A 24,294-nucleotide genomic window follows, 5' to 3' on the forward strand; every position below is an offset into this window, starting at 1 on the left:
GTACGCGCCTGGTCGACGGCGTCCGCGATCGTCCAGCGCTGGGCGTGCAGCCGGGGCTCGTCGAGCTGGGACCAGGCCAGCGGTACGGCGACGGGGGCGCCCGGCTTCGCGCGTACCGTGAACGGGACCACCGAGGTCTGGGCGTACGCGTTGCGCTGTACGTCGAGATAGAGGCGGTCCCCGCGGTCCTTCTTGCGGGCGGCCGTGGTGTACCGCTCGGGACGGCTCTGTTCGAGCAGCGCGGCGACCTCCTTGGCGAAGGTGTGCGCCTCGTCGAAAGTGTGCTGCCCGTCGACGGCCACGACCACATGCAGTCCGCGCGACCCGGTGGTCATCAGGGCCGAGGGCAGCCCCAACCGGTCGAGGAGCTCGCCCAGTTCGCGGGCCGCCTCGCGGACTGGTTCGAAGTCGTCGGCCGCCGGGTCGAGGTCGAACACGATGCGGTCCGGCCGCTCGATCCTGCCGGTCCTCGACTGCCAGCGGTGCAGGGTCAGGCAGGCCTGGTCGGCGAGGAACACCAGGGTCGCGGTGTCGTCGCACACGGTGTGCGTGAGTGTGCCGCCCTCCTTGGCGACCTCCACGCGGTGGATCCAGTCGGGGTAGTGCTCCGGGGTGTCCTTCTGCATGAACCGGGGGCCGTCGATCCCGTCGGGATGGCGCTCCAGCATCAGTGGCCGTCCGCGCAGGTGCGGCAGCATGAACGGCGCCACCGACCGGTAGTGGTCGACGAGTTCGGCCTTCGTGTACGCGGGATGCTCACCGTCCTTGGGGAAGAGCACCTTGCCGGGCCGGTGCACGTCGACGGTGCGCCGCCCGGCCCGTACGGAGTACGTGTCCGACTGGTTCACGGCGCCTCCTCCACGCGACGGGGCCATGCCGGGTGCCCGCGCGGGCGGGGCCCAAACGCGGGCGTGCGGTCCGGACCCGGCTCCGCGGGGACGGCGCTACACGGTGTGCAGGGCCCGTTCGAGGACGGCGGCGCCCTCCTCCGCCTCCGCGACCGTCAGGGAGAGCGGCGGTGCGATCCGCAGCACGCTCGTGCTGTGGCCGCCTCCCTTGCCGATCAGGAGTCCGCCGGCCCGGGCCGCCTCCAGGACGGCGGTCGCCCGCTCGGGCGAGGGCCGGTCCGTGCCCGGTGCGCACAGTTCGATGCCGAGCATCAGGCCGCGGCCGCGCACCTCCCGTACGCACGCGACCCCGGCGCACGCAGCCCGCAGCCGCTCCAGGAGCAGACCGCCGACGCGGCGGGCGTTGCCCTGCAGATCGTGTTCCAGGAGGTACGTGAGGTTCGCGAGACCGGCGGCCATCGTCACCGGGGAGCCGCCGAAGGTGGAGATGGAGTTGGCGTCGAGGCAGTTCATGACCTCGGCGCGGGCGACGACGCCGCCGATGGACATGCCGTTGCCGACTCCCTTGGCGAACGTGAGCATATCGGGCGGCCCGGAGGCGGCGTGCGCCTGCCAGCCCCAGAAGTGGTCGCCGGTGCGGCCCCAGCCCGTCTGGACCTCGTCCGAGATCCACAAAACGCCGCGCGCGGACAGGACTTCACGGAACGCCGCGTACAGGCCGTCGGGTGGGGAGGTGAAGCCGCCGACGCCCTGGATCGGCTCGGCGATCAGCGCGGCCGGGGGGCGGCCGTGGCCGAGGAGGTCCTCGAGGTCCGCCACGCATGCGGCCACGAACTCCGCGTCGTCGAGGTGCGCGTACGGGCCGCGGGTGCGCACTCCCCCGTGCACGTACAGCGTCTGCAGCGGGGTGAGAGAGGTGGGCGACCAGGCGCGGTTGCCCGTGATCCCGACCGCCGAGAACGAGCGCCCGTGGTAGCTGTTGCGCATCGCGAGGATCGCGTTCGAGTTGCGGTACACCGAGGCGAGCAGCAGGGCGGTGTCGTTGGCCTCCGTGCCCGAGGTGGTGAAGAAGACCCGGGCGTCGGGGATACCGCTCAACGCCGCGACCCGTTCGGCGAGTTCGACCATCGGGCGGTCGAGGTAGAGCGTGGAGGAGTGGATGATGCGGCCGGCCTGTTCGGCGACCGCCTTGGTGACCTCGGGCAGGGCATGGGCGGTCATCGTGGTGAGGATGCCGCCGAAGAAGTCCAGGTACTTGGTGCCGTCCGCACCCCACACATGGCGGCCTTCGCCGTGCGTCAGCTCGATCGGCTCGTCGTAGTAGAGGGCGAGCCAGTCGGGCAGCACCCGGCGGTGGCGGTCGTGCAGCTCGGAGGAGGACTCGGCGGGTGTGGGGGTCACGGCTGCACCAGCCCTTCGTACGCGTCGGGACGGCGGTCGCGGTAGAACGCCCACTGCGTGCGCACTTCCTCGATCAGACCGAAGTCCAGGTCCCGTACGAGAAGTTCCTCGGTCTTGTCGCTCGCGGTCTCGCCGACGAACTGCCCGCGCGGGTCGACGAAGTACGAGGTCCCGTAGAAGTCGTTGTCGCCGTACTCCTCCTGGCCGACCCGGTTGATCGCGGCGATGAAGTACTCGTTGGCGACCGCGGCCGCAGGCTGCTCCAGCTGCCACAGATACGCGGACAGGCCGCGCGAGGTCGCCGAGGGGTTGTAGACCAACTGGGCGCCGTTGAGGCCGAGTTGGCGCCAGCCCTCGGGGAAGTGCCGGTCATAGCAGATGTAGACGCCGACCTTGCCGACCGCGGTGTCGAAGACGGGCCAGCCCAGGTTCCCCGGCTTGAAGTAGTACTTCTCCCAGAAGCCCTTCACCTGCGGGATGTGGTGCTTGCGGTACTTGCCGAGATAGGTGCCGTCCGCGTCGATCACGGCCGCGGTGTTGAAGTAGAAGCCGGCCTGCTCGACCTCGAAGACGGGGACGACGATCACCATCCCGGTCTCGCGCGCGAGCTCCTGCATCCGGCGCACGGTCGGCCCGTCCGGCACCGGCTCCGCCCAGCGGTAGTGCTCGGCCTCCTGCACCTGGCAGAAGTACGGGGCGTTGAACACCTCCTGGAAGCCGATGACCTGCGCACCCTGGCGCGCGGCCTCCCGGGCGTGCTCCTCATGCTTGGCGATCATGGATTCGGTGTCGCCTGTCCAGGTCGCCTGGACCAGTGCGGCGCGTACGACGGTGGCCATGAGCTGCTCCTTCGACGAGACGCTCGCTGTCGGCCACGGCAGCTCTACGCCCGTAGACGAGGGCCGTGGAGCCATGAACGTACGACCAGCAAAGGTGCGGGGCAAGACCGCCTGCGGCAAGCCCACGGCACTGATCGCGAATTCCTACTCGTACGGGTGAGGCACACCCCCGACGGCCGGCCCCCGTCACGCGGACCAGGCCCTAGGCGCGGTACCCCGCCACCCGCAGCGCATGGGACAGATCGCGCCGGCAGTTGCCCGAGACCGTCTCGGCCGCCTTGAGCAGCGGCGGGATCAGCCGGTCGGGGTCGGCGGCGACGATCCGGGCGGCCTCTTCGGGCGTACGGACCCGCAGGAAGGCCTCGAGCAGCACCTCGGCCTGCACCCGGCGCCCCGCGTCCGCCATGACGAGCGCGGCCTCGCCGATCTCGGACGCGGGCCGTCCCACACCCTGGCGAAGCAGCTTGCCGGAGTCGTCGGACCGGCCCGCCGCGGCCAGTGCGTCGGCGACCGCGACGAGCTCGGCGGGTGGCAGCGAGGCCGCTTCCCACAGCAGCGTCGCCCAGTCGGCGGCCAGCCCGGCGCGGTACAACTCCTCAGCCAGCATCGGCAGTTGCCCGGGCGGGCGGCGCGCCGCCTCGCACAGCAGCACATGCGCCTCGCCGGTACGTCCCGCGCTGCGCAGCGCGATCAGCTGGGCGACGGTGGCCGCGGTGGAGCGGACCTCGGGTCCTGGCGCGGTCCCGGGCGGCTGGGTCGGCTCGGGGACCTGGGCGTACCGGGCGCCGCGCGGCGCGGACGGAGCGGTGGTCGGCGGCATCATGGAGGCGTCGTCCCCGCCGGGCGCGTACCGGGCGCCCCTGCGGGCGAACCGGCGGGCGGCGGAGGGCTCTTGGGCCAGGTCATCGGCCGGCGCCCCCATCCCCTGCCGTGGCGCGAAGAAGGGGTCCGGGTCCGCCGGCGCGGCACGGGGTTCGGGCCGCGGCCGCCCCGCCACCTGCTGCAGCCGTACCCGCAGCTCCGCCGCCCGTGCCGTGGCCCGCTCGTGGTCGTCCTGCGCCCAGGCGAGGTCGAGCCGCAGCCGCTCGGCGTCGAAGGGGGAGGCGGACTGGAGCAACTCCGCCAGTTCCGCCTGCCGTTCGGACGCGTAGTGCTGCTCCTTGAGCATCTGGTCAAGACGCTCGCCGAGCCGTTCCCTGGCACCGGGCCGGGTGTCGACGTGGCGCAGAAGGCGCTGGTGGAGGGCGCGGGCGTGGGTCAGTTCCTGAGCTGCCGCATCGCGCCCGTAGACCGCCGCCAGGTCGTTGAGCAGCGCCTCGACCACATCCCACGGCGGCGCCTCGCGGCCCTGCAGACAGGCCCGCATGCCGTCCGGATCGCGGCGCAGGAAGACCCCGCACCAGCCACCGTCCTGGTCGATCCGCCCGACCAGCCCTCTCAGATAGTCCGCGAACTCCCGCGCAGGGTCCGCGTGTTGCCCCGCCGCCATGTCTCCCCCACCTGCGATCCTGCTCCTGAGCCCCCGTCTGCGCCCCGACGCCCGGCAGGCTCTGACTGGACCGTTCCGGTCCGCGTGTGCGGCAGCATTCCACACCCGGCGTGTTACGGGGCGGCTACGCGCGGTTTTCGTAGGGACACATGAGAGAACGCGCGCGGGTGCGTGCGCCGCGCCGGGTCAGACCTGTGTCACCTGCACGGCGATCCCCGTGTGCGGCCGCTTCCCGAGCCGCGCGATCATCGCCGGATAGTCGACCATCCAGTACTGCCACTTGTACTTGCGCGAAAGGAGCCGCCGCACCTTCGGCATCTCGCTCTCCTCGAGCAGGGTCGCCGTCCCTTCGGCGCTCACCGCCCCCTCGGCGACCCGCCCGCGCACATCGCACTCGGTGACGACGACGCGCTTGTCGTTGCGGAGCCGCTTCACCTTCCACGTGTCGGTCTTGGTCCACACGTACAGCAGCGTGCCGTCGCCGACGACCCATACCGGGGTGGAGACGGGGGTGCCGTTCTTGCGGTACGTGGTGAGCGAGATGTAGCGGGAACGGCCGAGGGCCTCAAGGGCGTCGCTGGTCATGGCAGTCGACCCTATCCGTCCTCTCCGTACAGGTGGCGAGGCGGACGCCGTGCGTCAGCGTCTCCCAGGCCACGAAGAGGTCGTCGGTCCCGGCCGGCCGCATCGAGGCCGCCAGCTTCTCCCCGTACGGCATCGCAAGCCCGAGCCGTCCGCGCAGATGGTGCAGCACCACCTCCAGGTCGGGCCCCATCGTGAGCTGCGGCCTGCCTCCGCACAGCGTCTTCGGCACGGGTTCGCCGAGCGAGAAGCGGGCGTGCAACTCGACGGTGGCGCGCAGCCGTTCCCGTACCTCTCCATAGAGGTCCACCCCTTGGTGGTGGGCGGTCTCGGCGGCGTGCGCGGTCGCGGCCAGTGCGTAGCCGACGTGCTGGAAGTTGCGGCAGGACTCCTGAGCAAGCCCGTCCACGAAGGTGCGCTGGCCGAACCAGAACTCCCGGATCTCCTCGGGCGTGTCCGCCTTCCCGCCGGGCGGCGCATGCGGCACCGGGCCGTCGCCGCGCAGATAGAAGTACGCGGGGACGCGGGCCCTGAAGCGCCGTACGGCCTCGTCGAAGACCCGGCGTTCGTCGAGGAGGACACCGATGGCCATCGTGGCGTCGATCATCGTCAGATCCCAGTTGCCGTTGTAGTCGGCGACCTCCTCGGCGTATTCACCGAGGTAGGCGTGGCGCAGCATCCGTCCGAACCGGGAGGCGTCCGCCGCGGGCCAGCCCTCGTAGGTGTGCCGCATCAGCTCGGCGGCCCGCGCCCAGGTCGAGCCCGACCAGGCGGCCTGGAGCGCGGAGTTGCCGCCGGTGTGGTCGGTCATCACCTTCGACCAGGCGTCCATGATGCGTACGGCACGGCGGGCGTGGGCCGGGTCACGGGTGACCGTGTAGAGCAGCGCCTGGGTGTAGGCCGCGAGGGCGTCCTCGCGTTCGGCGGTGCAGGCGGGCGGATTCTCGTACGGCGGACAGGCGACGATCCGGTACGGGTGCGGCCGGTAGTCGTCCGCCGCGTAACGGCTCTCCTTCATCCGCCGGTACGCGGAGGCCCCCGGCTCCCGGCCCTCCTCGACGCCCCGGCGCAGTGCGTCGAGCTGGTCGAGGTCGAGCAGCACGCCGGGGTGCTGGAATCCGGAGCGGATGTCGTCGGGCGGCGGAGGGGGCGGGGCCGCGGCGACCAGGCCCGCCGCCAAGGCGACCAGCGCGATGAGGCGCCTCATTTCGCCGGCTCCCCGCCGTGCGTCAGCGTCTCCCACGCCACGAACAGGTTGTCCGTGCCGGCCGGCCGCATCTCACCGGCCAGGCGCCGCGCGTGCGGCAGGCGCAGACCCAGGCGGTTCTGGAGATGGTTCAGGGCGACCTCGGCATCGGGCCCCATGGTGAGCGTGAGCCGTCCGCCGCACAGCCACTCGGGGCCGGCCTCCACCTCGCCGACCTGGTACTGGGCGTGCAACTCCAGGGCGGCGCGCAGCCGTTCGGCCACGTCCTCGTACAGGTCGACGCCCTGCACACGGGCCGTCTCGGCGACATGCGCGGTGGCGGCGATCGCGTAGCCGACATGCTCGAAATTGCGGCAGGTCTCCTGCGCAAGACCGTCCACGAACTTCCGCTGCCCGAACCAGTAGCGGGTCAACTCCTCGTCCGTATCCACCAGTCCGCCCGGCGGGCTCTTGGGACGCGGGCCGTCGGAGCGCAGGTAGAAGTACGCGGGCGCCCGCTGCCGCACCCGGGCGACGGCCCGTTCGAACACGGCGCGGTCGTCGAGGAAGACCCCGATGCTCGCGGCCGCGTCGGCCATGACCAGGTCCCAGTTGCCGTTGCGGCCGAGCGAACCGCCCGCGACCTGCGGCAGATAGACCTCGCGCAGCATCCGGTCGAAGCGCGCCACGTTCTCGTCCGGCCAGCCCTTGTGGACGTACCGCATGATCTCCCCGGCCCGCGCCCACACCGACCCGGCCCAGGCGGCCTGAAGTCCGGAGTTGCCCGCGCTGTGGCTCCGCAGCGCCCCCGACCACAGGTCCATGATCTCAAGGGCCTTGCGGGCATGGGCCTGTTCACGTGTGACGGCCCACATCAGGGCATGGGTGTACGCGGCGATGGCGTCCTCGCGCTCCTGCACACAGCCGTGCCCGGGCCGGTCGCCGGGCGGGCAGACGACCTCGGTCTGCGGCTGGACGAAGTACCACAGGGAGGCATAGCGGCTGGCCCGCATCGCGTCGAAGGCCGAGGCGTACGGTTCCTCGCCGGCCCGCACCCGTGCGCGGACGAAGTCGAGCCGGCCGCGGTCGAGCAGCGCGCCGGGATGCTGCAACGGGCGCGGTGCGGGAGCGGTCGAGACCAGGAGCGGCAGCAGGACGGCGGCGAGCACAGCACGCACGAGAGCCAGGGGACGGACCATACGGGCAGCCTGCGCCCGGCCGGGGCGGGGCGCAGGATCTGTTACTCCCCCTGCGCGTACTCCCTCTGCACGTTCTCCTCGCGCACGCCGAGAATCTCCGCACGGTGGGCGCGCGTCCAGGCGCAGAGGTGGTCCATCGGGTCGAGCAGGGCGCGGCCGAGGGCCGTGAGCGCGTACTCGACGCGCGGCGGGTTCTCGTCGTACGCGGTGCGGCTCACCCAGCCGTCGCGCTCCATGGCGCGCAGTGTCTCGGTGAGCACCTTCGGCGAGACCCGGTGCAGCGGCACCTTGAGTTCGGTGAAACGGCGCGGCCCGGCTTCGAGGCAGCGCAACAGCATCGCGCTCCATTTGTCGCCGACGCGGAAGGGCATCCGGTGTCCGCAGTCGGCGTCGAACATGTCCGCGCTCAGTGGCTCGATCCGGCTCATAGGGGAAGCGTACGAGGTCGCCTCCGGACCCCGGTTCCCTTGAAGTAACCGGACCCCGGCGTTCTACGGTCCTGCCCTCAGCCCAGCAACCCAGGGGGTATCCCATGAGCAGGATCGTGATCTTCGGCGCCGGCGGCCGGGTCGGCAGGGCCACGGTGGCGGAGGCCGTGCGCCGCGGCCACGCGGTGACGGCGGTGGTGCGCGACCCGGCCAAGTACCCGGACCTCGGCGCGGATCAGGTCGCCGTCGTACGCGGCGATGCCACCGACGCCGCCTCGGTGGCCGCGCTCGCGGCGGGGCACGACGCGGCGGTCAATGCCTCGGCGCGGCTCGACGTACCGTCCGAGGAGTACTTCACCGCGGCGGCCCGCGCGCTGGTCACCGGTCTGGGCAAGGTGGGCGTGCGCCGTCTGCTCGTCCTCGGGATCGCCTCGACGCTTCGGACCGCGCCCGGGGTGCGGATCATGGACGATCCGGCCTTCCCCGAGGAGTACCGGGTGTTCTCGCAGGGCCATGTCGCGGAGTTCGAGCTGCTGCGTGAACAGGCGGACGGGCTGGACTGGTTGATGGTGGTGCCTCCACTGGACCTCTCCTCCGAGGCCCCGGCGACCGGTACGTATCGCTCCGCCGTCGGCACGGTGATCGAGGGCGAGGGCCGGATCGCCCACGCGGACCTGGCGGTCGCGCTGCTCGACGAGATCGACCGGCCCGCGCATCACAGGGTGCAGCTGGCGGTCTCGTCCTGATCGCCCGGTGACGGCCCCGGCACCCGGGGCTGCTCAGTTGGGTACGAACCCCAGGTGCACCGGACGCCCGGCCGACTTCAGGACGGCCGCCAACTGCGGTGGCCAGAGCGCCTCTTCAGTGGTCTCGAGGTCGGCCGGCGTCCACCACCGCGCCCCGAGGATCCCGTCCGCGGCATGCGCACGGGCCACCTCGGGGCCGAGGTCACGGAGCGGGCCCTGGCTCACGTAGATGTGCTCGTGCTGCCGCACGGGCACGCCGGCGCGGGTGAAGTCGTGCTCCCAGGTGCACAGGAGCTCACCGAGTACGAGGTCGCGCCAGCCGGTCTCCTCATGGAGTTCACGCAGTGCGCCCTCGCGCGGCGACTCGCCCTCGTCCAGGCCGCCGCCGGGCATCGCCCAGTGCGGGCCGACCTCTTCGTTGTCGTAACGGAGCAGGAAGAGCGCGCCGCCGGGCGCGAGGACCGCGACGCGGGCGGCGCTGCGCGGGGTCCGGGTCACGCGGGCAGCGGGGAGCAGCGGGCGAGCACCTCGTCCAGGGAGAGTCCGAGGGCCTCGGCCAGCGCGGCGACGGTGAAGAACGCCGGGGTCGGGGCCCGGCCCGTCTCGATCTTGCGGAGGGTCTCGGCGGAGAGCCCGGCGACCGTGGCCACCTCGTTCATGCTGCGGGAACCGCGGGCCTCGCGGAGCAGACGGCCGAGACGCTCGCCGCGCTCGCGCTCTTCAGGGGTGAGAGGGGTGCGCACCATGCCGTTATTCTAATACCGCCGGGGTGCGTTATTTCTATACCGCTCCGACCGGTATAGTAATTGGCATGGTAGAGATCAAAACGGATCAGTCGCTCGCGGCCATGCGCGAGGCCGGACGCGTGGTCGCCCAGGGCCTCACGGCGGCGCGCGAGGCAGCTCATATCGGCAGCACCCTGCGGGAACTCGACGAAGTGGCGCACGAGGTGCTGCGCAAAGCGGGCGCGTCCTCGCCGTTCCTCCACTACAAGCCGGCCTTCGCGCCCACCCCGTTCCCGGCCGTGATCTGCGCTTCGGTCAACGACGCGATCGTGCACGGAATCCCGGACGACTACCGGCTGTGCGACGGCGACCTCGTCTCCGTCGACTTCGGCGCCAAGCTCGACGGCTGGGCGGGCGACTCCGCGATCAGCTTCACGGTCGGCACCCCGCGGCCCGCGGACACCAAGCTCGTCGAGACGGCCTTCGCCGCGCTGGACGCCGGCATCGCGGCGGCCACGGTCGGCAACCGCATCGGCGACATCGCCCACGCGATCGGCACGGTCTGCCGCAAGGCGGGCTACGGGATCCCGGAGGGCTTCGGCGGCCATGGCATCGGCCGCCAGATGCACGAGGACCCGTCCGTGCCGAACGAGGGCCGGCCGGGACGCGGAATGCTGCTCAAGCACGGCATGGTGCTCGCGATCGAGCCGATGCTGATCGGCGGCGGCACCGACCGCTACTACGAGGACCGCGACGGCTGGACGTTGCGCACCGTGGACGGCAGCCGCGCGGCGCACGCCGAGCACACGGTGGCGATCACGGACGACGGGCCGCGGATCCTCACGACCCTGTAGGCGGCTCAGCGTCCGGCGACGAACTTCCGCGCAAGCGACTGCCCGAGCCGCACGGCCTCCCGGTGGTTCTCGATCGGCCGCACACGGGAGTCACGGAAGAAGATGTACGTGGCTCCGCCGTCGGCGCCCCCGTGCACCGGGTGCGGATCGATGCCGAGCGCCCGGGCCGTGGCGTAGGAGGCCTCGCCGATCAGATCGGTGGGTCCCGTGTCGCCGACGACGGCGTACTGGACCTTGCCGCGGTAGATCACGGCGACGACTCCCCCGCCGTGCACGCCCCACTTCCGGTGGTCCCAGGCCTTGCTCGGACCGGGCACGACGACGTACGGCAGGGCGGCGGAGTCCAGCTGCCGCCCTGCCGAGTCCTGGAACGCGGTCGTGGGCAGGAAGAAGGGGTCGGTCCTCTTGTTGCAGGCGCGACTCGGGCGGCCGTCACAGTCGATGTCCAGATCGGCCTTCCAGAAGACGGCACCCTTGGCCCCGCACACGGGGATGTCCGCACGTGCGCCGTCGTCGGTGCGGTAGCGCCCGGCCGATACGGGATGACAGCTCCGCACCTTCGCCAGAAGCGCACCGGCCGGGACCGGACCCTCCTGGGCACCAGCCGGAGGGATCGCCGCGGCGAGCAGCACCGGGGCAAGGACGACCGGCAGGACACCACGCAAGGGACCACTCCTCGACGAGTCACGGGGCGCCGGGGCCGTCGGCGCACACCCGGCCCACCCTCACCGACCCCCGTCCGCCTCGCACCTTTTACTGCCCCGTCGGCCCCGTTTCCCGACGTATCGCACCTTGCCGGAAACACCCCGCGGTCCGCGCGAAAGGCGCCGGGGGGACCCTCGAACAGGGGTCCGGCGGACCGCTAGAGTGCGCGCCCATGAATGAAGTCCTGCGCAATGTCGTCATCGGTGTGGTCGTCGTAGCGATCGCCATATCCGCCGGCTGGTATGCCCGTACGTATCTGTGGCGCCGCAAGCTCAGACGCAAGCAGGCCTTCTTCGGTCTCCCGCAGAACTCCGAGTCCCTGCTCGTCGTGAACCGCGACGCGGGCGGACCCGACCTGATGATCTCGCGCAACGATGTCTTCGCGCTGCTCGAACTGTCCGCGCTCATCAAGGACTGCGGCGCACACTCCCAGCTCATCACGCACGATTCGGCCCAGCAGGGCTTCGGCGAACGCACCGAGTTCTGTGTCGGCGGCCCTTCGTCGAACCGCCGTATGGCCGCGCACATGCATTCGCTCCTGCCGGGCGTCCGCGTCAACACCGACCCCGAGCCGGGCCCCGACCGCGGCGCCTTCCAGATCGGTTCCGAGCGCTATCGCATGGAGCCCGGCATCACCGAGTACGTGGTCCTCGCCCGCCTCACCGCGGGCCAGGGACGCGAGGCCCGTCCGGTCTTCCTCTTCTGCGGCCAGCGCGCCATCACCAACCAGGCGGCCACGCGCTACCTCGCCAAGAACCACGAGCGCCTCACCCGCAAGTACGGCGGCAACTCCTTCGTGCTGCTCCTGAAGGTCGTCAACTCCCAGGCGTACGGCCCCGACGTGGTCGAACTCGTGGCGGACGTGACCCGCGCCGCCCAGGAGCAGGCCCCCGCCCCGAAGAACTCCCACCGCGCGAAGCAGTAGCGTCACGGGGCTTGGCGCCACCCGCGCGTGCCCGGGATCATGCGGCCTCATGACCGACACGAAGAACAGCCCGGACTTCCCCGGCCCCATCACGGCGATCACCCTCTTCGCCGAGGATCTCGCCGCGGCCAAGGAGTTCTACCAGCGGGCCTTCGGCCTGCCCGTGCACTACGAGAACGGCACCTCGGCGGTGTTCCGGTTCGGGGACACCCTGATCAACATCATCGACGTGGACGGGGCAGCCGAGCTGATCGGTCCCGCGCCGGTCGCGGGTCCGGCCGCCGGTTCCCGGCTGCAGTTCACGCTGACCGTGGACGATGTGGACGCGATGTGCGACGAGCTCAAGTCGCGTGGCGTGAGCCTGCTCAACGGTCCGATGGACCGGCCCTGGGGCATCCGCACCGCCGCCTTCCAGGACCCCGCCGGGCACATCTGGGAGATCGCCTCCTAGAGGTCTCTCCTGAGCGGTCCCTCCCGAGACGTCAAGGGACTTCCGTCCCCGCCGCACCGCCGAAGGGCACCCGCTGGCACCATCTCGGAAGCTTTGCCCGAATTACCGAGAATTTTCCTGGCAATTCGCAACCTGAGGGCCCGCTTCCGACTCCTCCCCCACGGACACCACCCCTTGGAGGAGGACCCTGTGAGCCGCACCCGCCGCCACCCCCTGCCCCGCACGGCCCGTACCGCCGCACTCGCCGGCGCCGCGGTGCTCGCGGTCGCGCTCAGCGCCTGTTCGGGCGGCGGGGGCGACGGGAAGGGGGCACTCGCCGCCGACCAGGACGCGAAGATCTCGGTCAACCTCACCGGCGACAGCGCGAAGCCCGGCGCGCCCGTGAAGGTGACGGCCGCGGAGGGCACGCTCAAGGACGTCGCGGTGAAGGACACCAAGGGCGCCGCGCTCGCCGGAAAGATATCCGCCGACGGGAGGACCTGGACCTCCGACCGTGTGGCCGTACCCGGCGCCACGTACACGGTCACCGTGAAGGACGACAAGGGTCGCGCCGGCAAGCAGCAGTTCAGCACGCAGGCCGCGGACAAGGTCAACAAGCTGGACTTCAACTTCAAGGCCGGCTCCACAGTGGGTACCGCGATGCCGATCTCCATCCGGTTCGACCACCCGGTCAAGAACAAGGCCGCGGTCGAGAAGCAGCTGAAGGTCAGCACCGACAACAACACCGTGGGCTCTTGGGGCTGGTACCAGGACCAGGCCGGACACCAGCGGGTGGACTGGCGCCCCGAGACGTACTGGAAGCCCGGCACGAAGGTGAAGCTCGACGCGGACCTCGACGGGATCGACTCTGGCGGGGGCGGCTGGTTCGTCCGCGACTACGACAACACGTTCACGATCGGCAAGGACCAGCAGGTCGAGGTCGACCTCGGCAGCAGGCAGCTGCAGCTCGTCAGGGACGGTCAGGTCGTCAAGTCGATCCCGGTCGCGGCGGGCACGCCCGGCGGCGAGAAGGCTTCCTGGGACGGGAAGATGGTGCTGATGCGCAAGGAGGGCACCATCCGGATGACCTCCGAGTCGGTGGGCCTCGGCGACGCCTACGACAAGATGGTCCGCGACTCGATGCGTCTGACCGACTCGGGCATGTACATCCACGCCGCCCCCTGGAACGAGGGCAACTACGGCCGGGTCAACAACAGTTCGGGCTGCGTCGGCATGAGCGACGCCGACGCCGACTGGCTCTACGCCCAGGTGCAGCCGGGCGACCTGGTGGAGGTCACGGGCCAGGGCTCCAAGGGCCAGGCCAAGCTGGGCAACGGCTACGCGCAGTGGAACATGAGCTGGGCCGACTGGCAGAAGCTCAGCGCCCTCGACGGCCAGGGCGGCAACTAATCTTTACCGGTACGTAACTTACCGGCGGGTTACCCGAGGTAAGCAACTGACGTTACCGTTCGGTCACTTTGCACTTACACGAGTGAGGAGTGACCCGTGGGACTTCCCCGCAGAGCCCTGCGCGCCAAGGCCCTCCGTACCACCTCGATCAGTTCGCTCTCCGCGGCCCTCGTCGCGGGCGCCGCCTTCGGTCTGGCCCCGGCCACGGCTCAGGCGGCGCCCGCAACTCAGGCCGCCGCCGCGGCGGATGTGCGCTTCGTCGACATCCCCGGCGACGGCGGCACCATCCTCAAGGGCAATGTCTTCACCCCGGCCGGCGCCCAGGCGGGCCAGAGATTCCCCGCGATCGTGCTGCCCACCAGCTGGGCCGTGCCGCAGATCGAGTACGTCGCGCAGGCCCAGAAGCTCGCCGACTCGGGCTATGTGGTGGTGAGTTACAACTCGCGCGGCTTCTGGCAGTCCGGCGGCAACATCGAAGTCGCAGGGCCCCCGGACATCGCCGACGCCTCCCGCGTCATCGACTGGACCCTCGCCAACACCCCGACCGACCCCGACAAGGTCGGCATGGCCGGTGTCTCGTACGGCGCGGGCATCTCGCTGCTCGCCGCCGCCCACGACAAGCGCGTGAAGGCGGTCGGCGCGATCAGCGGCTGGGCCGACCTGATCGAGTCGATCTACTCGGGCCGTACCCAGCACTCCATGGCGGCCGGCCTCCTCACAGGTGCGGGCTTCCTCACGGGCCGCCCGAGCCCCGAACTCCAGCAGATCATGCAGGACTTCCTCGGCTCCAACCTGGCCAAGGAACAGGAGATGATCGACTGGGGCCGCAAGCGCTCCCCCGCCACCTACCTCGACAAGCTCAACGCCAACAAGCCCGCGGTGCTCCTTGCGAACGCCTGGGGCGACACGATCTTCCCGCCCAACCAGTACGCGAAGTTCTACGAGCAGCTCACCGGCCCCAAGCGCCTGGAGTTCCGCCCCGGCGACCACGCCACGGCCGAGGCGACGGGCCTGCTCGGGCTGCCCAATGACGTGTGGACGAACACGCAACGCTGGTTCGACCACCACCTCAAGGGCGTGGACAACGGCATCGACCGCGAGCAGCCCGTCCAGCTCAAGTCCCGCTCGACGGGCGCGTACGAGGGCTATGCGGACTGGAAGTCGGTCGGCACGGCCACGACGAAGATCCCGCTGAACGACACCGAGAAGCTCCTCGCGAACGTCGACTCGGGCGCCAACGGCGGCATCGTGCTCCTGTCCAACGCCCTCGACCAGTTCTTCAAGGCCCCGCCCACGGCCTCGATCCCGCTGCTCCCGCGCACGTTCGCGGGCGTCTGGCAGTCACCGCGCTACACCAGCGGCCAGCAGGTCCGCGGCAACGTGAAGCTGCACACCACCGTCAGCAGCACGAAGCCGAGCGGCACCCTCGTCGCGTATCTCTACGACGTGGGGCCGCTCGGCGTCGGCAAGCTGGTCTCCCACGCTCCGTACACCTTCCACGACCGCACCCCGGGGCAGCCGTTCGGCGTGGATCTGGAGTTGTTCTCCACCGCCTACGACGTCCCCGAGGGGCACAGGCTCGCGTTGGTGATCGACACGGTCGACCCGCTCTACATCGAGCACAACCCGACCGGCGCGCAGCTGACCTTCTCCTCTCCCGCGGCCGACCCGTCGTTCGTATCGGTGCCGCTGCGCGAGAAGTGATCTCCGGCTGCTGCCGGGGGGCTTGCTCGTTGCTACTGCCTCCCCGGCAGCAGCGTCCCTGGTTCGGCCGGTGCGACATCCACGGCCTCGACCTTCGGGTTGCGCTGCTGTCGTTTGGACACCCAGGTGGCGAACCAGGACAGAAGCATGCACATCCCGATGTAGATCGGCGAGATCACCATCACCACGGGGATGAACGGCAGATCGTAGTCGAGATTCGACGCGATCAGCTTGCCCGCGTGAAGGAATTCCTCGTACGTGATGAGGTAGCCGAGCGAGGTGTCCTTGAGGGCCACCACGAGCTGGCTGATGATGGCCGGCAGCATGGCGCGCAGCGCCTGCGGCCCGAGTACGTAACTCATCACCTGCGTCTTGCGCATACCGAGGGCGTACGCGGCTTCGCGCTGGCCCTTCTCGACGGAGTTGACGCCCGAGCGGAAGACCTCGGCGAGCACCGAGCCGTTGTAGAGCGTCAGTCCGGTGACCAGCGCGGGCAGCGGCTGGACCTTCAGGGCCACGAACACGAAGAAGATCATCACCAGGACCGGCATGGCCCGGAAGAACTCCACGATCAGCGTGGCCAGCCAGCGCACCGGCCGGTGGTCGGAGAGCCGCCCGACGGCGAGCACGGCACCGAGGGCGAGCGAGAGCACCGCGGCGATCGCGAAGGCCTTGAGCGTATTGCCGAGCCCCTTGAGCAGCAGCTCCTGGATTCCCTTGTACGTGAAGGGGTTCCACTTGGTGGCGGTGAACTGGTCCGTGTCGAAGAGCAGATAGAGCACCCAGCCGACGACCGCCGCGATGAGCACGGTGGACAGCACGCCGTACAGCATGTGCCGGCGTTCCGTCTTGGGGCCCGGGATGTCGTAGAGGGCGTTGGAGCCGTGGTCGAGGGCTTTCATCGGGCGACCCCCCAGCGCTTTTCAAGGAAGTTGAAGAGCGCGCTGATGGTGAGAGTGATGATCAGGTAGCCGACGGCGATCCAGACGAAGGTCCAGATGATGCTGTAGCCCAGCTCGTTGAGCGTGCGGTACGTGCCGAGCAGTTCGACGACGCTGAAGGCGCCGGCGATCGCGGAGTTCTTGGCGAGCGCGATCAGGTTGGAGCCCACCGGCGGGATCACCGAGCGGAAGGCCTGCGGCAGGATCACCTGGGAGAGCGTCTGGCTGAAGGTCATCCCGAGGCTGCGGGCCGCCTCGCCCTGTCCCTTGGGCACGGTGTTGATGCCGGAGCGCAGCGCCTCGCAGATGAACGCCGAGGTGTAGCAGCCGAGCGCGAGCACCGCGAACACCTTGAAGGGCAGCACGAGCCCGAAGCGCGGCAGTCCGAGCAGGACCGCGAAGAAGAGCAGGGTCAACGGGGTGTTGCGCAGGACGGTGACCCAGACCGTGCCGAAGACACGGAAGGAGCCGACCGGCGCGACCCGGAAGGACGCCATGATGAACCCGAGCACCAGGGCCAGGATCGAGGCGTAGACGGTGAGTTCGACCGTCCCGAGGAAGCCCTCGCCGTAGGTGGAGAAGTTCTCCGTCAGTACGTTCATGCCGGCCCCCTCAGCTCGCCGGGTAGCGGTCGATGGGCGGCGGTGTGGGCGCGGGCACCCCGGACAGGCCGAGGGTCGCGTCGTACGCCTTCTTCCACGTGCCGTCCTTCTCGCGTGCCTCGAGGGCGTCGTCGATGGCGAACCTGAGCGCGTTGTCGCCGCGCGGTACGCCGATGCCGTACGGCTCCTCGGAGAAGGGCTTGCCGACCAGCTTCATCTCCTCGGGCAGCTTCGCCGCGTAGCCCTGGAGGATGGCGTCGTCGGTGGTCACGGCGTCGACCTGGTAGGTGAGCAGGTTGTCCACGCAGATCGAGTACGTGTCGTACGCGACCAGGACCGCCTTCGGGTAGTCGGCCTGGATCCGCTGGTACGGGGTCGAACCGGCGGCCGAGCAGACCTTCTTGCCGTCGAGGTCCTGGGGGCCGTTGATGTCCTCCTCGTCGCTGCGGACGAGCAGTCCTTGTCCCGCCATGTAGTACGGGCCGCCGAAGCCGACGAGCTTCTTGCGGTTGTCGTTGATCGTGTAGGTGCCCACGTAGTAGTCGATCTGGCCGTTCTGCAGGGCGGTCTCACGGTTGGCCGAGGCGATCGTGCGGAACTCGATCTCGTTCGGCGCGAAGCCGAGGGAGGCGCCGATCATCTTGGCGATCTCGATGTCGAAGCCCGAGTAGGCGCCGCTCGCCGGGTCCTTCTCGCCGAGATAGGGCTGGTCCTCCTTGGCGCCGACGACCAGCCGGCCGCGGCGCTCGGCCTTGTTCCAGGTGCCCGAGTCGGGCAGCTGGAAGCCGGTGGCCACCTGGTACTTGGGCAGATCCTCGGGCTTGGGCCCCTTGGTGGGCGGGCTGCCTTCCTTGCCGCAGCCCGCTGCGGCGAGCGCGGCCAACAGCAGGGCCGCGAGCACACGTGTAGTACGCATTCCTTGAGTCCCGTCCCCCGTCAGTGCTTCAGGATCTTGGACAGGAAGTCCTTGGCGCGGTCGCTCTCGGGGTTGTTGAAGAACTCCTCCGGAGCGCGGTCCTCGACGATCTTGCCGTCGGCCATGAACACGACGCGGTTGGCGGCCGAGCGCGCGAAGCCCATCTCGTGCGTGACCACGACCATCGTCATGCCCTCGCGGGCGAGCGACTGCATGACCTCGAGGACCTCGTTGATCATCTCGGGGTCGAGGGCCGAGGTGGGCTCGTCGAAGAGCATCACCTTGGGGTCCATCGCGAGGGCGCGGGCGATGGCCACGCGCTGCTGCTGACCGCCGGAGAGCTGCGCCGGGTATTTCTCGGCGTGCGCCTCGAGCCCTACGCGGGTGAGGAGTTCACGCGAGCGCTTGTCGGCCTCGTCCTTCTTGCGGCCGCGCACCTTGACCTGGGCGAGCGAGACGTTCTGCAGGACCGTCTTGTGCGCGAAGAGGTTGAAGGACTGGAAGACCATCCCCACCTCGGCCCGCAGCTTCGCGAGTCCCTTGCCCTCTTCCGGGAGCGGCTGCCCGTCGAGGGTGATCGAGCCCGACTGGATGGTCTCGAGCCGGTTGATCGTCCGGCACAGGGTCGATTTGCCCGAGCCGGACGGCCCGATGACCACCACCACCTCCCCGCGTCCGACGGTGAGCTGGATGTCCTGGAGGACATGCAGCTTTCCGTAGTACTTGTTGACGTCACGCAGCTCGATCAACGGATCGACGGCCATGTACGGACCTGCCCACTTATCGCTGTTGAGTCCGCGCAAACTATCCAGCGCAATATGGGACTTAACAGGCGACACGCATGATTGGGGCATTAACCGTATTTTGACCAACGGGGTGTTGAAGGCTCCGGGGTGTGGTCCGCGTCAGGCCTCGGAGGCCTCCGCGTACACCTGCGACAGCTCCGGCGCGCCGGCCACGGCCCAGTCCAGGCCCGCTTCCACGACCTGGATCTCACGGCCGGAGACGAGCCGGACCACCGGATGACCGCCGGGCCAGACGTGCCAGGTGGCGCCGGGCACGGTGCGCACGACGACGGTGCCGAGGTAGAGACCAGCGTCATTGCCGAGCCAGGGCAGCAGCTCGGGGTCGTCGCGCCAGCGCGGGAGCAGCTGGTCGAGCGCCTCCAAGGAGGCGGGAGAGTCGTCGAGTTCGAGTCCTACGCTCTCCGCCTGCGAGCGCAGCAAGGCGCATTCGGAGAGCAGCTCGGCCACGCCTTCGGGATCTTCCTCGAACGCGGCGGCGAGGGGTGCGTCATCGCTGCCGGCCGCCTGCCTCCTGCGCCACCGATCGACAAAAGGGATGTTCATAAGCCAAGAGTCGCATCCGTTCCCGCGGGGCACCACAGGGCGCGCGGATCGATCTTGGCTCTCGCACACACGCTCGTTCCGCCTTGAATTCAGGGCGAGTTCAGGCGGCGGTCATTGACGCGTTCCTGCCACCTCTTTAGCTTCATGGCGCATCCTTCGTCACACCGTCAACGGGAGGAGTCCTTCGTGCGCCGAGGTCTGCGGGGTGGGGCGTTGGTTCTTGCGCTGGTGGCGGGGTTGGCGCCCGGTGCTGTCGCGGTGGCCGAGGAGCAACGCGCTCCGGCGCCGCTGGAGCGGCTCTTCGACAATCGGGCGATCAGTGACGACGCGGCGCCGGGCGAAGCGGACTTCGACGGATCGGGTTCCTCGCTGTCGGCGCAGGACCTCGCGGCGGCGGGCTGGACGCCCGGACGCACGCTCTCCGTCGACGCCGCACGGCTGCGACTGCCGCGCACCGGGCCCGGCGAGCGGGACAACGTGCGCGCCGACGGGCAGTCCGTACGGATGCGAGGGCGCGGCGAGGCCCTGTCCTTCCTGGTGGCCGGGACGGGCGGGGACGCGAGCGGTGCGGGCCGGGTGCGGTACCAGGACGGGTCCTCCTCCTCGTACCGCCTGACCGCGCCCGACTGGCGTTCGGGTCCGCTCGCGACGAAGGCGGTGGCGCTGCCGCATGTGAACACCGCGGACGGTCAACTGGCCGAGAAGGCACGGCTGTACGTGGTGTCGGTGCCGCTGGTGCGCGGGCGCGAGCTCGCCTCCGTGGAGCTGCCGCGCGATCCGGGCGCAGCGGATCTGCACGTGTTCGCCGTGTCCGTCCGCGAGCAGGCGCGCGGCTGGACGGGCAGCTGGTCCGCCTCCGCGTCCGGTTACACCGCGGTGGGGCCGTGGACGGACCGGACGCTGCGGCTCGTGGTGCACACCTCGGCGGGCGGGCCGCGCGTGCGGATCCAGCTCGCCAACACCTTCGCCTCGGCTCCGGTGCGGATCGGTTCCGCCAGCGTCGCCGTACAGGGGGCGGGCGCGGGGGCGCGGTCCGGGCCCGTGGCACTCACGTTCCGTGGGGAGCGCGGCGCGGAAATCCCGGCAGGCGCCCAGGTGTTCAGCGATCCGGTGGACTTCGACGTGCCGGCCGGCACGAATCTCCTGGTCTCCTTCCATCTGCCCGGCACGGTGAGTGCGGCGCCCGTGCACAGTCAGGCGATCCAGAAGTCGTACGTGAGCGGGGCCGGTGATCACACCGGGGCACCGGACGCGGGGGCGTACACCTCGACGATCAGTACGTGGCCGTTCCTCGCCGGGGTCGATGTCGGCGGCGGGGAAGAGTCCGTGGTGCTGCTCGGGGACTCGATCACGGACGGCGTGAAGTCCACGCCGGACGCCAACCGGCGCTGGCCGAACGTACTGGCGCGGCGGCTGCTCGACCAGGACGAGGTCCCGGCGTACGGCGTGCTCAACCACGGGATCTCCGCCAACCGCGTCGTCACCGACCGGTATCCGGGCGACGGTGTCTCGACGGATACGGGCGGGGTGAGCGCGCTGCACCGTCTGGAGCGGGATGTGCTCGCCCAGACCCGGGCCCGTACGGTCGTGGTCTTCGAGGGGGTCAACGATGTGCGGTGGGGCGCGAAGGCGGCTCAAGTGACCGCGGGACTGCGGGAGATCGCCGCGCGCGCCGAGGAGCGCGGACTGCGCACCGTGGCCGCGACCATCGCGCCCTGCGAGGGCGAGGCGCTGTGCACGGCCGCGGCGGACGCGGAGCGGCAGGCGGTGAACGAGTGGATCCGCACCAGCGGGGTGTACGACGCGGTGCTCGACTTCGATGCCGTACTGCGGGACCCGGAGCATCCGGCACGGCTGCTGCCCGCGTACGACAGCGGGGACCATCTGCATCCCGGGGACGCGGGGCTCGCGGCGCTCGGGGAGTCGATCGATCTCGGACTGCTGTGAGCCTCAGCTCGTCTCGAGCCGCTGTGAGCCTCAGCTCGTCACGCTCGTGATACCCGCCGGGCGGGACAGGTCGATGCCGCGCCGGGCCAGTTTGAGCGTGTAGACCGTCTCGCGGCTCAGGGCGTGGCTGACGCCGGCCGAGAGCGCGACCGCGAGGAGCAGCGGCAGCAACAGGCCGTAGGCACCGGTCAGTTCGAGCATGATGACCACCGCGACGATCGGTGCGCGGGCGCTGCCGGTGAACACGGCCGCCATGCCGACCATGGCGTACGCGGCAGGGGCGGCCGCATGCCCGGGGAAGAGTGCCGCGGCCATGATCCCGAAGACCGCGCCGAGCATGGCGCCGATGAACAACGACGGGGCGAAGACGCCGCCCGAGCCGCCGATGCCCATGGTCAGACTGGTCGCGACCATCTTGCCGACGAGCAGGACGAGAAGAAGACCGAGCGCGTACTTGCCGTGCGCGGCGTCTTCGAGGACCGGGTAGCCCACCCCGTACATCTGCGGCAGCACGAGCAGCAGCGCGCCGAGTGCCAGACCGCCGACGGCGGGACGCAGCCACTCCGGGCCGCGCCATATGCGGTCGCAGAGGTCCTCGACGGCGTACAGGATGCGGGTGAAGGCGATACCGACGGCTCCCGCGACCAGGCCGAGGACGGCGAACAGGACGTACTGGTCGGGGTGTTGGACGCTCAGGCCGGGCAGCGGCAGGAACACCTCGTTGCCGAAGACCGCGCGGGCGAGCGCACAGGCCGTCACGGACGCGATCGCCAGGACACCGAAGGTGCGGGCGGTCCAGCGGCGCAGGATCAGCTCCATCGCGAAGACCACGCCCGCGAGCGGTGCGTTGAAGGTCGCGGCGATACCGCCCGCCGCGCCGCAGGCGAGCAGCAAGGTGGTGCGCCGTTCGTCGGCGCGGACGAGCCGGCCGAGGGTGGAGCCGAGCGCCGAACCGATCTGCACGATGGGGCCTTCCCGGCCGACGCTGCCGCCGCCGCCGATGCACAGGGCGGAGGCGAGGGACTTCACGACGGCGACCCTGCCCTTGATCCGGCCGCCGCCCCGCGCGACGGCCAGCATGACCTCGGGGACACCGTGGCCGCGGGCCTCGCGGGCGTAGCGGTGGACGAGCGGGCCGTAGACGAGGCCGGCGACGGCGGGGGCGAGCAGGACGAAGTACGGGCCGAGGTGCGGGAGCAGCGGATGGGCGGCGCCGCCGGCCGCCGCATAGTCGGCGTGGCCGGAGAACAGCCTGGTCGCGCCCATGACCATCCAGCGGAAGAGAACCGCGCCGGCTCCTGCGCCGACACCGATCACGACCGCCAGAGCGAGGGTCTGGAGCCGGCCTGCCGTCGTCTCATCCGGGGCTGATATACGGACAGAACTGGGCATACCGCAACGGTATGCCGCGAGGGCCGGTCGGCTGCAGAGCCGACCGGCCCTCGTGAGCAGGCCTCAGGTCCTGATGGAGCCCCGGTCAGACGTCCAGGTCGACCACGACGGGCGCATGGTCGGACGCGCCCTTGCCCTTGCGCTCCTCGCGGTCCACGTAGGCGTCGGTGACGGCCTTCTGGAACGCGGCGTTCCCGTAGACCAGGTCGATGCGCATGCCGCGGTTCTTGGGGAAGCCGAGCTGGCGGTAGTCCCAGTACGTGAAGGGCACGTCGTACTTGAGCGGCCGCGGCACGATGTCACTGAGCCCCGTCTCGCGCAGGGCGGCCAGGGCGGCGCGCTCGGCCGGGGTGACATGGGTCGCGCCCTCGAAGAGGCTGATGTCCCAGACGTCGTCGTCGGTCGGCGCGACGTTGTAGTCACCGAGCACCGCGAACGGGCGGGAGCCCTGGGCGTCACCCGCGATGGCGGCCTTGAGGGCCTCGAACCACTGCAGCTTGTACGCGTAGTGCGCATGGTCGGGCTCGCGCCCGTTGGGCACATAGACCGACCAGACACGGGCGCCGCCGCAGGTCGCGGAGATCGCGCGCGGCTCCTCGGCGCCGTCGTAGCCCGGGTCCCCGGGCAGGCCCTTGACGACGTCGTCGAGTCCGACGCGGGAGACGAGCGCGACCCCGTTCCACCGCCCGTTGGCGTTCACCGCCGACTCGTAGCCGAGCTCGCGCAGCTCGTCGGCGGGGAACTGCTCGGCCGCGCACTTGGTCTCCTGGATGCACAGCACGTCCGTGCCGCTGTTCTCCAGCCAGGCCAGGAGGCGGGGCAGTCGGGCGGTCACGGAGTTCACGTTCCAGGTGGCGATACGCATGCGGCCAATCTACCCGTGGGGTCTGACAACCCCGTTCCCGCGGAGCCCCGGCCGCCGTTCCTTGCGAGGTTCCGGGCGCCTGCCCGCGACCCCGGCGGTCCGGTACGCCCCGGGGGTGAAGCCCTGGGCGTACCGGAGCAAGATGGGGCTTATGGAGCTGACCAAGAAGACCCACGCATGTGTACGGCTCGAGAAGGACGGCAGCACCCTGGTCATCGACCCCGGTCTGTTCGGGGAGGCCGACGACGCCGTCGGGGCCGACGCGATCCTCGTCACGCACGAGCACCCGGACCACTTCGCGGAGGACCGGCTGCGCGCCGCCCTGGAGGCGAACCCGGGCGCCGAGATCTGGACGCTGCGCTCGGTCGCGGACCAGATCGCGGCGGCGTTCCCCGGCCGCGTCCACACCGTCGGCAACGGTGACGCCTTCACCGCCGCCGGCTACGACGTCCGCGTGTACGGCGAACTGCACGCCGTCATCCACCCGGATCTGCCGCGGATCACCAACGTCGGCTTCCTCGTGGACGGTTCGGTCTTCCACCCCGGCGACGCGCTGACCGTGCCCGACCATCCGGTCGACACCCTGCTGCTGCCTGTGATGGCCCCGTGGAGCAAGGTCTCGGAGGTGATCGACTACGTACGCGAGGTCAAGCCGCAGCGCACGATCGACGTGCACGACGCCCTGCTCACGGACCTGGCGCGCCCCGTGTACGACACGCATCTGACGAACCTGAGCGGCGCGGACCATCTGCGGCTGGCACCCGGGGACGGTACGGACCTGTAGGCGGTACGGGCCCGCAGGCAGTGCGGG

At 70.5% G+C, this 24,294-nt stretch carries 26 protein-coding genes and 1 pseudogene; 9 read left to right on the plus strand and 18 right to left on the minus strand.

The features are described 5' to 3' along the window. From ligD to ABT367_RS28370, 3 genes are all read right to left on the minus strand, one after another. Positions 1-875, minus strand: an 875-nt coding sequence (gene ligD / locus ABT367_RS28360) for a non-homologous end-joining DNA ligase (protein ID WP_434975555.1), incomplete at its 3' end; no start/stop codon positions are given. 69 nt (positions 876-944) lie between these two features. Next, positions 945-2,249, minus strand: coding sequence for an aspartate aminotransferase family protein (locus ABT367_RS28365; protein ID WP_352256074.1), 1,305 nt, complete (start codon positions 2,247-2,249; stop codon positions 945-947). Continuing rightward, complete coding sequence (locus tag ABT367_RS28370; RefSeq protein ID WP_352256076.1) at positions 2,246-3,088, minus strand: nitrilase-related carbon-nitrogen hydrolase; 843 nt, start codon at positions 3,086-3,088, stop codon at positions 2,246-2,248. The genes ABT367_RS28365 and ABT367_RS28370 overlap by 4 nt, the downstream gene beginning before the upstream one ends. On the opposite strand from ABT367_RS28370, the gene ABT367_RS28375 reads away from it, so the two are divergent. Next, a complete protein-coding gene (locus ABT367_RS28375; protein ID WP_165331085.1) occupies positions 3,087-3,248 on the plus strand; it encodes a hypothetical protein in 162 nt (53 codons plus the stop codon). The genes ABT367_RS28370 and ABT367_RS28375 overlap by 2 nt on opposite strands. A 42-nt stretch (positions 3,249-3,290) precedes the next feature. On the opposite strand, the gene ABT367_RS28380 is transcribed toward ABT367_RS28375, so the two are convergent. From ABT367_RS28380 to ABT367_RS28400, 5 genes are all read right to left on the minus strand, one after another. Next, the gene (locus ABT367_RS28380; protein ID WP_352256078.1) at positions 3,291-4,577 is read right to left on the minus strand and encodes a hypothetical protein; all 1,287 of its coding nucleotides are present in this window, start codon (positions 4,575-4,577) and stop codon (positions 3,291-3,293) included. Between the two features lie 186 nt (positions 4,578-4,763). Next, complete coding sequence (locus ABT367_RS28385; RefSeq protein WP_352256080.1) at positions 4,764-5,162, minus strand: PPOX class F420-dependent oxidoreductase; 399 nt, start codon at positions 5,160-5,162, stop codon at positions 4,764-4,766. Continuing rightward, positions 5,143-6,366, minus strand: coding sequence for an alginate lyase family protein (locus ABT367_RS28390; protein WP_352256082.1), 1,224 nt, complete (start codon positions 6,364-6,366; stop codon positions 5,143-5,145). Before ABT367_RS28390 ends, ABT367_RS28385 begins: the two co-directional genes overlap by 20 nt. Further along, positions 6,363-7,544: an alginate lyase family protein gene (locus ABT367_RS28395; RefSeq protein WP_352256084.1), complete on the minus strand. Its 1,182-nt coding sequence runs from the start codon at positions 7,542-7,544 to the stop codon at positions 6,363-6,365. Before ABT367_RS28395 ends, ABT367_RS28390 begins: the two co-directional genes overlap by 4 nt. A gap of 41 nt (positions 7,545-7,585) precedes the next feature. Continuing rightward, complete coding sequence (locus tag ABT367_RS28400; protein ID WP_352256086.1) at positions 7,586-7,972, minus strand: winged helix-turn-helix transcriptional regulator; 387 nt, start codon at positions 7,970-7,972, stop codon at positions 7,586-7,588. Between the two features lie 104 nt (positions 7,973-8,076). Between ABT367_RS28400 and ABT367_RS28405 the strand changes: the two genes are divergently transcribed. Further along, complete coding sequence (locus ABT367_RS28405; protein WP_352256088.1) at positions 8,077-8,718, plus strand: NAD(P)-dependent oxidoreductase; 642 nt, start codon at positions 8,077-8,079, stop codon at positions 8,716-8,718. Between the two features lie 33 nt (positions 8,719-8,751). Here ABT367_RS28405 and ABT367_RS28410 read toward each other — a convergent pair whose 3' ends face one another. Then, the gene (locus ABT367_RS28410) at positions 8,752-9,216 is read right to left on the minus strand and encodes an NUDIX hydrolase (RefSeq protein ID WP_352256090.1); all 465 of its coding nucleotides are present in this window, start codon (positions 9,214-9,216) and stop codon (positions 8,752-8,754) included. After that, positions 9,213-9,464, minus strand: coding sequence for a helix-turn-helix domain-containing protein (locus ABT367_RS28415; RefSeq protein WP_352256092.1), 252 nt, complete (start codon positions 9,462-9,464; stop codon positions 9,213-9,215). Before ABT367_RS28415 ends, ABT367_RS28410 begins: the two co-directional genes overlap by 4 nt. A 65-nt stretch (positions 9,465-9,529) precedes the next feature. On the opposite strand from ABT367_RS28415, the gene map reads away from it, so the two are divergent. Beyond that, positions 9,530-10,297 carry a type I methionyl aminopeptidase gene (gene map, locus ABT367_RS28420; protein WP_352256094.1) on the plus strand — a complete coding sequence of 256 codons (768 nt, stop codon included), beginning with the start codon at positions 9,530-9,532 and terminating at the stop codon, positions 10,295-10,297. A gap of 5 nt (positions 10,298-10,302) precedes the next feature. Here map and ABT367_RS28425 read toward each other — a convergent pair whose 3' ends face one another. Beyond that, the gene (locus tag ABT367_RS28425) at positions 10,303-10,962 is read right to left on the minus strand and encodes a glycoside hydrolase family 75 protein (RefSeq protein WP_434975556.1); all 660 of its coding nucleotides are present in this window, start codon (positions 10,960-10,962) and stop codon (positions 10,303-10,305) included. A gap of 212 nt (positions 10,963-11,174) precedes the next feature. Between ABT367_RS28425 and ABT367_RS28430 the strand changes: the two genes are divergently transcribed. The 4 genes from ABT367_RS28430 to ABT367_RS28445 all read left to right on the plus strand — a co-directional run bounded on the left by ABT367_RS28430 (position 11,175) and on the right by ABT367_RS28445 (position 15,471). Then, entirely contained in the window at positions 11,175-11,927 is a 753-nt protein-coding gene (locus tag ABT367_RS28430; protein ID WP_352256096.1) for a hypothetical protein, read from the plus strand. 49 nt (positions 11,928-11,976) lie between these two features. After that, positions 11,977-12,378 (plus strand): VOC family protein, encoded by a 402-nt coding sequence (locus tag ABT367_RS28435; RefSeq protein ID WP_352256098.1) that lies wholly within the window; start codon positions 11,977-11,979, stop codon positions 12,376-12,378. 189 nt (positions 12,379-12,567) lie between these two features. After that, a complete protein-coding gene (locus tag ABT367_RS28440; RefSeq protein ID WP_352256100.1) occupies positions 12,568-13,767 on the plus strand; it encodes a L,D-transpeptidase in 1,200 nt (399 codons plus the stop codon). Between the two features lie 96 nt (positions 13,768-13,863). Continuing rightward, positions 13,864-15,471 carry an alpha/beta fold hydrolase gene (locus ABT367_RS28445; protein ID WP_352256102.1) on the plus strand — a complete coding sequence of 536 codons (1,608 nt, stop codon included), beginning with the start codon at positions 13,864-13,866 and terminating at the stop codon, positions 15,469-15,471. 32 nt (positions 15,472-15,503) lie between these two features. Here the strand turns inward: ABT367_RS28445 and ABT367_RS28450 are convergent, their stop codons facing one another. The 5 genes from ABT367_RS28450 to ABT367_RS28470 form a co-directional block, all read right to left on the minus strand. Then, positions 15,504-16,373 carry an amino acid ABC transporter permease gene (locus tag ABT367_RS28450; RefSeq protein WP_352256104.1) on the minus strand — a complete coding sequence of 290 codons (870 nt, stop codon included), beginning with the start codon at positions 16,371-16,373 and terminating at the stop codon, positions 15,504-15,506. Beyond that, positions 16,370-17,014 carry an amino acid ABC transporter permease gene (locus ABT367_RS28455; protein ID WP_352256106.1) on the minus strand — a complete coding sequence of 215 codons (645 nt, stop codon included), beginning with the start codon at positions 17,012-17,014 and terminating at the stop codon, positions 16,370-16,372. Before ABT367_RS28455 ends, ABT367_RS28450 begins: the two co-directional genes overlap by 4 nt. Positions 17,015-17,024: 10 nt before the next feature. Further along, the gene (locus ABT367_RS28460; protein WP_352256108.1) at positions 17,025-17,930 is read right to left on the minus strand and encodes a glutamate ABC transporter substrate-binding protein; all 906 of its coding nucleotides are present in this window, start codon (positions 17,928-17,930) and stop codon (positions 17,025-17,027) included. 20 nt (positions 17,931-17,950) lie between these two features. Next, complete coding sequence (locus ABT367_RS28465) at positions 17,951-18,694, minus strand: amino acid ABC transporter ATP-binding protein (RefSeq protein WP_199550033.1); 744 nt, start codon at positions 18,692-18,694, stop codon at positions 17,951-17,953. Positions 18,695-18,835: 141 nt separating this feature from the next. After that, positions 18,836-19,279 carry a DUF6278 family protein gene (locus ABT367_RS28470; protein ID WP_352256110.1) on the minus strand — a complete coding sequence of 148 codons (444 nt, stop codon included), beginning with the start codon at positions 19,277-19,279 and terminating at the stop codon, positions 18,836-18,838. Positions 19,280-19,423: 144 nt separating this feature from the next. On the opposite strand from ABT367_RS28470, the gene ABT367_RS28475 reads away from it, so the two are divergent. Continuing rightward, the gene (locus ABT367_RS28475; protein WP_352256112.1) at positions 19,424-21,226 is read left to right on the plus strand and encodes an SGNH/GDSL hydrolase family protein; all 1,803 of its coding nucleotides are present in this window, start codon (positions 19,424-19,426) and stop codon (positions 21,224-21,226) included. Positions 21,227-21,280: 54 nt separating this feature from the next. Here ABT367_RS28475 and ABT367_RS28480 read toward each other — a convergent pair. Next, positions 21,281-22,618 (minus strand): annotated as a pseudogene (locus ABT367_RS28480) (chloride channel protein); the annotation flags it as partial. 85 nt (positions 22,619-22,703) lie between these two features. Further along, the gene (locus ABT367_RS28485; RefSeq protein WP_352256114.1) at positions 22,704-23,483 is read right to left on the minus strand and encodes an exodeoxyribonuclease III; all 780 of its coding nucleotides are present in this window, start codon (positions 23,481-23,483) and stop codon (positions 22,704-22,706) included. 151 nt (positions 23,484-23,634) lie between these two features. Between ABT367_RS28485 and ABT367_RS28490 the strand changes: the two genes are divergently transcribed. Beyond that, positions 23,635-24,267: an MBL fold metallo-hydrolase gene (locus ABT367_RS28490; protein ID WP_352256116.1), complete on the plus strand. Its 633-nt coding sequence runs from the start codon at positions 23,635-23,637 to the stop codon at positions 24,265-24,267. Positions 24,268-24,294: the final 27 nt, after the last annotated feature.

Source organism: Streptomyces mesophilus, assembly GCF_040300965.1.
Classification (GTDB): Bacteria; Actinomycetota; Actinomycetes; order Streptomycetales; family Streptomycetaceae; genus Streptomyces; species Streptomyces mesophilus_A.